The 9867-nt window shown below is 35.7% G+C and carries 8 protein-coding genes; 1 reads left to right on the forward strand and 7 read right to left on the reverse strand.

Annotated elements, in window-relative coordinates; translation table 11 throughout:
* Window positions 1-115: 115 nt before the first annotated feature.
* From HW423_RS10265 to HW423_RS10280, 4 genes are all read right to left on the reverse strand, one after another.
* Window positions 116-610: a redoxin family protein gene (locus HW423_RS10265; protein WP_218931816.1), complete on the reverse strand. Its 495-nt coding sequence runs from the start codon at window positions 608-610 to the stop codon at window positions 116-118.
* Between the two features lie 80 nt (window positions 611-690).
* Window positions 691-1908, reverse strand: coding sequence for a tRNA uracil 4-sulfurtransferase ThiI (gene thiI / locus HW423_RS10270; protein WP_218931817.1), 1218 nt, complete (start codon window positions 1906-1908; stop codon window positions 691-693).
* 12 nt (window positions 1909-1920) lie between these two features.
* Entirely contained in the window at window positions 1921-3063 is a 1143-nt protein-coding gene (locus HW423_RS10275) for a cysteine desulfurase family protein (protein ID WP_218931818.1), read from the reverse strand.
* A 168-nt stretch (window positions 3064-3231) separates the two neighbouring features.
* Window positions 3232-4956, reverse strand: coding sequence for a septation ring formation regulator EzrA (locus tag HW423_RS10280; RefSeq protein WP_218931819.1), 1725 nt, complete (start codon window positions 4954-4956; stop codon window positions 3232-3234).
* Window positions 4957-5395: 439 nt separating this feature from the next.
* Here HW423_RS10280 and HW423_RS10285 point away from each other — a divergent pair, with 439 nt between their 5' ends.
* Window positions 5396-6406 (forward strand): BMP family lipoprotein, encoded by a 1011-nt coding sequence (locus tag HW423_RS10285; RefSeq protein WP_218931820.1) that lies wholly within the window; start codon window positions 5396-5398, stop codon window positions 6404-6406.
* Between the two features lie 216 nt (window positions 6407-6622).
* Here the strand turns inward: HW423_RS10285 and rpsD are convergent, their stop codons facing one another.
* The 3 genes from rpsD to HW423_RS10300 all read right to left on the reverse strand — a co-directional run bounded on the left by rpsD (window position 6623) and on the right by HW423_RS10300 (window position 9549).
* A complete protein-coding gene (gene rpsD / locus HW423_RS10290; RefSeq protein ID WP_218931821.1) occupies window positions 6623-7231 on the reverse strand; it encodes a 30S ribosomal protein S4 in 609 nt (202 codons plus the stop codon).
* Window positions 7232-7447: 216 nt separating this feature from the next.
* Window positions 7448-8113 carry an amino acid ABC transporter ATP-binding protein gene (locus tag HW423_RS10295; protein WP_218931822.1) on the reverse strand — a complete coding sequence of 222 codons (666 nt, stop codon included), beginning with the start codon at window positions 8111-8113 and terminating at the stop codon, window positions 7448-7450.
* Window positions 8114-8124: 11 nt separating this feature from the next.
* The gene (locus HW423_RS10300) at window positions 8125-9549 is read right to left on the reverse strand and encodes an ABC transporter permease subunit (protein ID WP_218931823.1); all 1425 of its coding nucleotides are present in this window, start codon (window positions 9547-9549) and stop codon (window positions 8125-8127) included.
* Window positions 9550-9867 lie beyond the last annotated feature (318 nt).

Consider the following 9867-nt stretch of genomic DNA (forward strand, 5'->3'; position numbering starts at 1 on the left):
AAAGTATATCTAATAATTATATTATTAAGTCAAAAAACAGCTGCTAGCAAAATAAACCGCCCAAAAAAATTCTTGGGCGGTTTATGAATCAATATATTTTGAGATTTAACTAATCTTATAGTTTATCTGCAGCTTCTAAAGCTGAGTCATAATCAGGTTCGTCAGCAACCTCGTCGACGATTTGTTTGTATTGGATGACTCCATCTTTATCTACAACAAATACAGAGCGAGTTGTACGAGTGTCTCCACCTAATTCTATATTTAAACCATATGCTTTACCGAATTCTCCGTCAGCATCTGTATAAGTATCAACATTTAGATTGTTTTCTTTGTTCCACTCATTGAATTCTTCTACAGTATTACGACCGAGTGTAATATATTTATAACCTTTATCTGCAGTTTTTTTAGCAAAATTCTTAGTTTGTAATTCACATGTACGAGTTAATACATCAGGTACAACACTTAGAATTGTAACATTGCCTTTAATTACATCTTCTAATTCTACTTTGTCACCTTTGTTGTTAGTAACGGTTGCGTTAGGTGCTTTGTCCCCTACTGAAGGTTGAATGCCTTTTACTTCGATTGGATCGCCTTTAAATGTTACTTGCATGATATAACTCCCTTTCATATTTTAATACTATTGTCATTATAACGCTTGCAAGTGAATACTTCAAAGATTCTGATTATCGCTTACAGTAAATCAGCAAAATCTGCTTCTTGTTTTCTTATATAGTCTTCATCAATCTTCTCAATATGAGTATTTTCAATGGCATCTTTCACTAAGCCTTCAATATCTAGTGCACTTTCATAGTCTTCGATTTTTTCTTGTTTTGGTTTTGTATGAGGTGCCGTTGGTGCAAATACTGTACAGCAATCTTCATAAGGTTCATTAGAAATATCAAAGGTATCGATTTTCTCAGCTAAATTAATAATTTCATTTTTATCTGTCGCAATTAATGGTCTAAAGATGGGGGTTGAAGTTACTTCATTGATTACACGCATACTCTTGATAGTTTGAGAAGCAACTTGTCCTAGGGACTCTCCATTGACAATGGCATCAGCATTATTTCGTTCAATAAGCTGATCCATGATTCGCAACATAAAGCGTCTCATCACGGTCATCGATTCACTGTCCGGTACATGTGCTTTAATTTCTTCTTGGATTTTCGCGAACGGAACGTTATGAAACTTAATTGGCATTCCAAAGTGTGCTAATTTAGCTGTTAATTTTTTCGCTTTTTCTAGAGCTTGGGGACTTGTATATGGTGGGCTACTAAAGTGAACGGCTTCAATCTCCATTCCTCGACGCATCATTAAGTAACCTGCGATAGGTGAGTCAAAACCACCTGATAACATTAACATCCCACGCCCACTTGATCCGTAAGGCATCCCTTGGAGTCCTTGGTATGATAATAAACTTAAGTATGCTTCATCTTTCAGATGAATACTGACTGTCAGTTTATATGTCGGTCTTGTCATCTTAACAGCTAGGTTTTGATAAACTTCCCCAATAACATCTCCAACTTCACGTTGAATTTCATAAGTATCTAGTTCAAATTCTTTATCTGAACGTTTAGCCACGACTTTAAAAGATTCACCGTCTTGAATATTTAACTCACTGAATAATTCTAATGCTCTTTTTTTAATAGCATCCATGTCTTTTGCTACAGGATAAACTGGTTCAAAACGTGAAATACCTGGGATATCTTTTAATACTTCAATGAGCTCTTCATATCTCGCTTGTTCCCATTTGATAAACATAAAATCACGATTAGGGAAAATTTTAATGCGCTCAATATGTTTAGTCTTATGTCTAATTTGTTCCGCCATCTTCTGTTGGAACATTTTACGGTTTTTACCTTTTGTTGATAACTCTCCGTAATGAATTTTAATTTGTTTTTCTTCCATTATAACTCCCCTTTAGGCGTAATTTTTAAACTGTTCAGTTACTTGTTCTAAGGTCTTAAGTAAATAATCTACGTCTTCATCTGTAGTTGAATGAGCCATACTCAGCCTGATCGCTGATTTACTAATCTCGTCGGGTGTTTTCATGGCTTTTAACGTTGCATGCTCTTGGTGAGAGCGACTAGCACAGGCACTTGTTGTCGAAACAAAGATATCGTGTGCTTCTAAAGCATGTAATAGCACTTCTCCCGGAATGGGTGCTAAAGCTGCACAAACAATATGTTCACTACTTGTTGTCTCAGCAAATACTTGCCAATCAAGATTTTTTAAAGTTTCAATGATTCTACCTCGGTAAGTTGCTAATCTTTCTTTTGTATCCGCTTGGATTTCATTCATTTTTCTTAGCGCTCGACTTGTCGCAACGATTCCCGCTAAATTCTCAGTACTACTGCGTCGACCAGTCTCTTGCCCACCACCATGAAGTAAAGGCATATTAGGAACGCGTTGACGTTGGGCTAGTATACCTACTCCGCGTACTGAATGGAATTTATGACTTGATAAAGTAATCATGTCAATGCGTGGCTCACGCAGCAATGCGATTTGAGAAGTGATCGTCTGAACGCCGTCCATATGCCAAATCACTTGTGGGTATTTTTGTAATAAAGTGGCCATTTCTTTAACAGGTTGGATTGCTCCAACTTCATTGTTTACTCCCATGACTGACACTAGTAGAACTTCATTATCTAATAAAGTTTCAAAGTGGGCCAAGTCAATCTGTCCGTTGGCATCAACTTTTATTAGTTCCACTTGATAGCCTAATGATTCTAACAGTGGGATTTGTTTCATTGTAGCTGGATGCTCAATCGAAGAAATTAATACTTTATTTCTATTGGGATGAATTTGTTTAATTGCTTTTAAGATCGGTTGCATGACCCAGTTATTCACTTCAGTCCCACTTGAAGCAAAGTAAATTTCATTGCTTTCAAAGCCTAATATCGCAGCAATTTGTTTGCGTGCGGATGTCATTAATGCTTTAGCTTCTTCTCCAAGTTTATGTGCACTTGAGGGATTTCCAAAGTAATTTAATGACACTTTCTGATATATATTCAGAATCTCAGGTGTCGGCTTTGTTGTTGCACTATTATCGAAATAATACATGGCATTTCTCCTTCTACAATTTTTCTTAAATATAAAATAATTCTAAAAACAGCACCAAACATTATAACATAGCTTTGTTTAGATGTCAGTGTATATATAATATTTACTAAACTTAAAAAATAACCTTTGAATCGACTCAAAGTCAAAATTCAAAGGTTAATATATTGTTTAGAATATGCGATTTTGTTTTTCTTGTTGATACATACGTCTAACTTGAGTTGGACCTTCACGGTCAACACGGTATAAAGCTTTTTCAATAACATTCAAAGCTTCGTCGTAGCGGAATTCATCATAGAATAAGTACTCTGCTTCATGAATTGCTTGATCCATCTCTGGGTAATCAAAGCGGAATCTGTTACTATGTTGAATCATATATTCTGTTAGTGTTGCACTATCCACAGTAGACTCTGTTAGTTCATCTAATTTATTTAAGTTTTCTGCTAATTGTTTCTCTAAGCCTTCTATTTCAACCATATCAATACGAACACGATTAAGTTGTTTTGATAAATATTCAATCTCGTCTGTCACTTTATAGAATAATTCGTAGTAATTAGAACTTAAACCTGGTAAATGTTGTTTCTCTAAACGTCGCTTCATGTTACGTAAATCAAGTTCATATGAATCTAAGTTTGTTTTTGCTTCACGCTCACGGGCATTAAGTTGTCCTAAGTCTTTAACTATTTTTTGTTGCTTACTATCGTATTCATTTAAATTCTTTTCAATACGACTTAATTGTTCTGCGACTTGAGTAAAGACTGCACCATCTGCTTCTATCGTTCCAGCAGTGTCAGTAAAACGTCCATACTCTGCGTCAATTTGTTCAGTTAATTCACTTATTTGGTCAACTTCATTCTCATGTAAGATATAACTTTGCGCGATGCGGTCTACTTCGATCCCTGCATAACGATTATTTTCTCTTACTTCTTCGAAACGGGCACGTAATTGATTAATATGCGTATTTACATAATTTTTCGCTTCGATTTCAGCTTCCATAAAATCATATAATGAATTAATTTCACGGTCTGCTTTATCCATTAATGTTTGCGCGTCTACTAAGTCGGCGTTTTTAATGTGATTTTTCGCTTCGTTCAGCTTTTCTTGAATTTCTTCTGCTTTCTCAGGAACGTCCACGCCTTCGAAGTTAAAGTGACTTTCAAGCATTTTTTTATGTCCATCAAGAATATCTTCTAAAGCATCTTCGTAATCTTTCTTAATCTTGTTATACATTGAAGGTAGTTTCTCAAGAATGTCTTCTAAGCTACCTAAGTCTGCTTCGATTGTATTTAACATATCATCCGCTTCAATATGATCGCCAGCTGTTGTTAATTCATTGTAACGAGTAAAGTTTAACTCTAAATATTGTAAATTTTTCTCTAATGTTTCAATCGCTGGTCCATAGTCAAATGAATGATTCATGATACTTTTACGAGCAGTGTTGTAGCGTTCAAGTAGCGCTTCATTACGTTCATGGTTATCTTCACTAATCTTTAGTAAAGCCGTTAACTCATCATGTAAATCGTGTACTTGGACTTCTGTTTCATCTAGTAGATCACGTGCTTCGCTTAAAGCTGTCTTAGCCTTCATTAAGTTCATTTGTTCGCTGTATTGCTCAGCGCCAACTAACATCGCTTCAATTTCTGTAAATTGGAAGTTTGTTAGAGTTTGCCAAGTGGCTACAAGGCTTTCGTATTTACGTTTCGTTTGGCCCGCTAAGTCCATATTCTTTAATGTAAACAACTGATCAGCAATTGAAATGCTCATCATCTCATCTTTACGATTCTCTAGTTCTCGAATCTCTTTCGCACGCTGCGTTCTTAGATAAAAAATAACCCCCGATGCAACAAGAAAGAGGATAACGATGATAAATAAAATATCAGTAAAGGTTAAATTCATTGTCTCGCTCCTCATCAATCAGTATATATATGTGTTTTAAATTTACTACATAAATTGTCAATCTAGATTATAGCATTTACAAGTCATTAATTAAAGTATTTATCTAGATAAATAAAGGCATTAGCGTTAATGTCATCATGTATGTTCACGATGTTCTATCTTTTTATCTAAATCAACTTTATTTCTGCACTAGTACAGACAAGATAGTTACTTGTCATCATACTACTTGTATATATAAATCATTCCAAACCTGTCAAATTGTTCAATAGTACACCCATACACTTACTATAATAACAGAAATGATTATAAATTATCACTATATATGTAAATAATTCAAAAAATAGATGAATCTCAATATTATATTAATTAACAAATCAACATATTTGTTATAAAAACATGCTATACTATACTTACTATATTTGAAAGGTTGGGTAAATAAATGAAATCTTTATTACTTTTCTCAAGTTTACTTATGCTCTCCGGTGTAAGTGCCCAAGCCCAAGAAGATTTTAGTATCGGGATGGTGACGGACGTTGGAGGTATTGACGATAAATCCTTCAACCAAGGTGCCTGGGAAGGCATGCAACGTTGGGGTGAAGAACACGACAAAGAACAAGGGTTAGACAGCTTTTCTTATTTCCAATCAGACACAGAGGCTGATTACATTACGAATTTAAATTTAGCTGCTCAGAACAATCTTGACATTGTCTTTGCGATTGGATATAAATTACAGCCCGCTGTTCAAGAAACTGCAGAACAATATCCTGAACAATACTTTGGCATGGTAGACTCAGTGGTTGACTTACCAAACGTTGCTTCTTTAAACTTTGCTGACGAAGAAGCTGCTTTTCTTGCTGGTGTGGCTGCAGCTACTACGACTCAAACGAACAAAGTTGGGTTCGTGGGCGGTGTTGAAGGTGTTGTAATTGATAAGTTTGAAGCCGGCTTTGTTGCAGGTGTTCAAGCTGTCGATGAATCTATCGATATTGAAATTCAATATGCTGGAAGTTTTACAGATCCATCGATTGGTCGTACAATTGCTGCGACAATGTATTCGAATGATATTGATGTCATCTTCCATGCTTCAGGACCTACTGGTAACGGTGTGTTCTCAGAAGCTAAAGACTTAGTGAGTATTGATCCTAACCGTGATTTATGGGTTATCGGCGTTGATTTAGACCAAAGTGCTGAAGGTGAGTTAGAAATTGATGGTGAAACTCGTAATATCAACTTAACATCTACTTTAAAAAATACTGGAAATGCCATTCACTCTTTCAGCAATACTATGATGGAAGAAGGCTTTGAACCTGGTATTCAATGGTTTAACCTTGCTAACGATGGTGTTGGTATCGCAGAAGGAAGATTAACCGATGAATCATTAGAAATCATCGAAGGTTACAAACAACAAATTATAGACGGAGACATTGAAGTTCCAGATGCTCCAGAATAATATATAACAATAATTTAAATATCAGGATCCCTTTTGTGGTCCTGATATTTTTTGTCCTTTTTAATATTTGCTTGTCTTTTTACGAATCCCTTCATATTCAGCATTAAATAAACTTATATTACCCTATGACAGAAAATAACGAGTGCCGTTTAGAATACGCTCTAAACTGACACCCGTTATGTAAATTGCTGTGTGTGATTAAATCTTTAGTATAGATTAGCCTAATTTGTTGTAGTACTCAACAACTAATGACTCATCGATTTCAGCATTTAATTCGCTACGTTCTGGTAAACGAGTTAAAGTACCTTCTTTAGAATTTTCGTCATAAGAGATGAAGTCTAAACGAGAAACAACGTTTTCTAAGTTCTCTTTGATTAACGCTAATTCTTGAGACTTTTCACGTAAACCAATAACTTGTTCTGGTGATACTAAGTATGATGGAATATCAACACGTTTACCATCTACAGTAACGTGACCATGGTTAACTAATTGACGTGCTTGACGACGTGTATTAGCAAATCCTAAACGGTATACTAAGTTATCTAAACGAGTTTCTAATAACACCATGAAGTTTTCACCGTGTTTTCCTTCCATTTTACCTGCACGTAGGTATAATGTAGCGAATTGACGTTCGTTTAATCCGTACATGAAACGTAATTTTTGTTTTTCTTGTAATTGAGATCCGTACTCAGAGATTTTTCTACGAGAGTTGTTCCCATGTTGTCCTGGTGCGTAGTTACGTTTTGCGATTTCTTTCCCTGTTTCAGTTAAAGAGATTCCTAAACGACGTGATAATTTCCATGATGGTCCTGTATATCTTGACATAATTTAATTCCTCCAATAAGTTTTTTTGGAGTAAAATAATTCTGTTTAAAACTCGAATGCGTGCATTCCTCTTTTCACTTTCACCATTAGCAGCCGCGGTTACTCGATGCCCTACTTATTTCATTAGGTTTTAGAATGTTGACGCGCTTTCTGTTTTAACGCTGCATTATTTTACACAAGAGCTAGTGTACCAAACAGGTGTATCAAAAGCAAGCATTATTTGATAAATTCTGTCGTTCGAATCACTTTTGCATCCCCTAATAATTTCACTAATTCATTATCATGGGTAATAATCAAAATCATTATCCCTTGATTAGATAGTTGAGTAATTAATTCCGCAATTTTACCGACAGTTTTCTCATCTAAGGCAGAGGTTGGTTCATCAAAGCAAAGTAAACTTGGATTCATCATCATCGCTCGCGCAATCGCAACACGTTGCTTTTGCCCACCTGATAACTGACTCGGTTTAGAACCTCCTTTGTCTCCAACTCCCATTTGTTCCAACAATGAAGCCGCTCTTTCTTCTAAAGCCGCTTTGTCTGCAAATTTATTCGAAAGTGGTGCTAATAATAAATTCTCCGTCACACTTAAGTTGGGGAATAATTGATAATCTTGGAACACAAGTCCGATTTTGTATTGATAATCTTTAATAGATTGATTATCTTGATATTCTCCGTCTTTAACTAAGTAAGTGTCATCAATCGAGATAGAACCTTTATCAACTCCTTCCAAGTGATTGATCATACGCAGTAACGTTGTCTTCCCGCTTCCCGACTCCCCTAGAATGACTGTAATTTCTCCTGGGGCAACTTCCATACTATAATTACTAATTACAACATTGTTCCCAAACTGCTTACTAACGTCTTTTACAATTAAACTCATTTGTAGTCCTCCTAATAGTCAATTCTCTTCTCAATTTGATTTAATACGATTGTGACAATCCCTGTTAAAGCTAAGTAAATCACACCAACATATAAGTACGGCATCATACTTGCGTACTGATTAGACAATGCACGCCCTACTTTTAGTAATTCGTCTAAACCAAGAATATAAATAAGTGATGTGTCTTTTACTAAACTGATGACTTCATTACCTACGGAAGGCATTACTACTTTCCATAGTTGTGGGAGAATCACTCGACGATATCCCGTTAGTTTATTAATAGATAATACTTTTAATGATTCGTACTGACCTTGAGGAATGGCATTTAAGCCCCCTCGGAAAATTTCCACTAGATAAGCAGCATAGTTAATAATCATGGTCGCTAAGGCTGCAGGCACACGGTCTAGTGTAATACCTAGAAAGGGTAAGCCGAAATATACAACCATTAATTGAAGGAGTAATGGTGACCCTCTAAAGACGTATACATATACTTGGATGATTGCTTTTATCCAAGCTGGTGCGCGTTGTTCTAATAAGGCGATAATCAAACCAAGTGGAATACTTACAATTAAAACAACAAAAAATACGAGTAAAGTTGTCTTAGCTGCATCCAATAAAGGTGCAAGCATATTGGCTTCTTCAGCAGACTCATCACCACCTAATTCAGCGAACCAACGATTTTCTATTTCTTCATAAACTTCACTATTTAAAACATCATTTAAAGCGACATTAAAGTCTCCAACAAAGGCTGTTTCATTTTGTCTGAAACCTACGGCTGTTTCAGTTATTCCAAAGTCTTCATCTAACATGCGGTAGTCGCCTGCTTGACCGTTTTGTGAGAAATAATACCTTGTCACTAATTCTGCGACCACAATCGCATCCACCCGACCTGTAGCTAATTCTTGAAGGACTTCATTAAAAGAAGAGAAAGTAATCACTCGACCGCCATCTAATGATTCTTCTAAGCCTGGTTGTTGTCTGATTGCTTCTAATTGAGAGGATCCTTCTTGGGTCGCAACTTTCTTACCTTCTAAATCTGCGATCGTTTGAATCTCACTATCATTCTTAACTAATACACCGACGCGACCTTCGACATAATTATCAGAGAAAAGTACTAATTCTTCTCTCTCTGGTGTTTTTGAGTAACCGTTCCAGATCATATCAATATTTCCGTTATTCAGTTCTGCTTCTTTCATTGACCAGTCAATGGATTGGAATTCATAATCAACCCCCATGTTGTCAAAGACTTCTTCAGCTAATTCAATGTCAAAGCCTGTATATTTACCATCATCTAAAAACCCATAGGGTGCGAATGTTGAATCGAGTCCAACTGTAACTGTTTCACCAGGTTGGATTGTTATATCTGATTGAGCTACTGCTTGGATGGGTACAAATACCAACATACTAAGTATTAATAAATTAAGCCATTTTTTCATTTTCTTATCTCCTTTTTATAAATCAAAGCAACAAAAGACGCCCTTTAATCCAATTGGATTAAAGGACGTCTACGACGTGGTCCCACCTTTTTTTATAATTATTTCGCAATAATTATCTCAGCAAGTAATAGAATTACTTTGACAATAAAGGGTCAACCTTGACTGTTATACAAAGGGTGTGTCTTCATAGGGGGCTATGATTTGCTTCTCAGCTACCGCAAATTCTCTTTCATAACCTTGCCTATCTCTTCGTCCTTTGAAATAATCTGTTATATTTATGAATTTATAATAAGATATATAAATAAATAAGTCAACATT

This window comes from Ruoffia halotolerans, from assembly GCF_014049385.1.
Lineage (GTDB): Bacteria > Bacillota > Bacilli > Lactobacillales > Aerococcaceae > Ruoffia > Ruoffia halotolerans.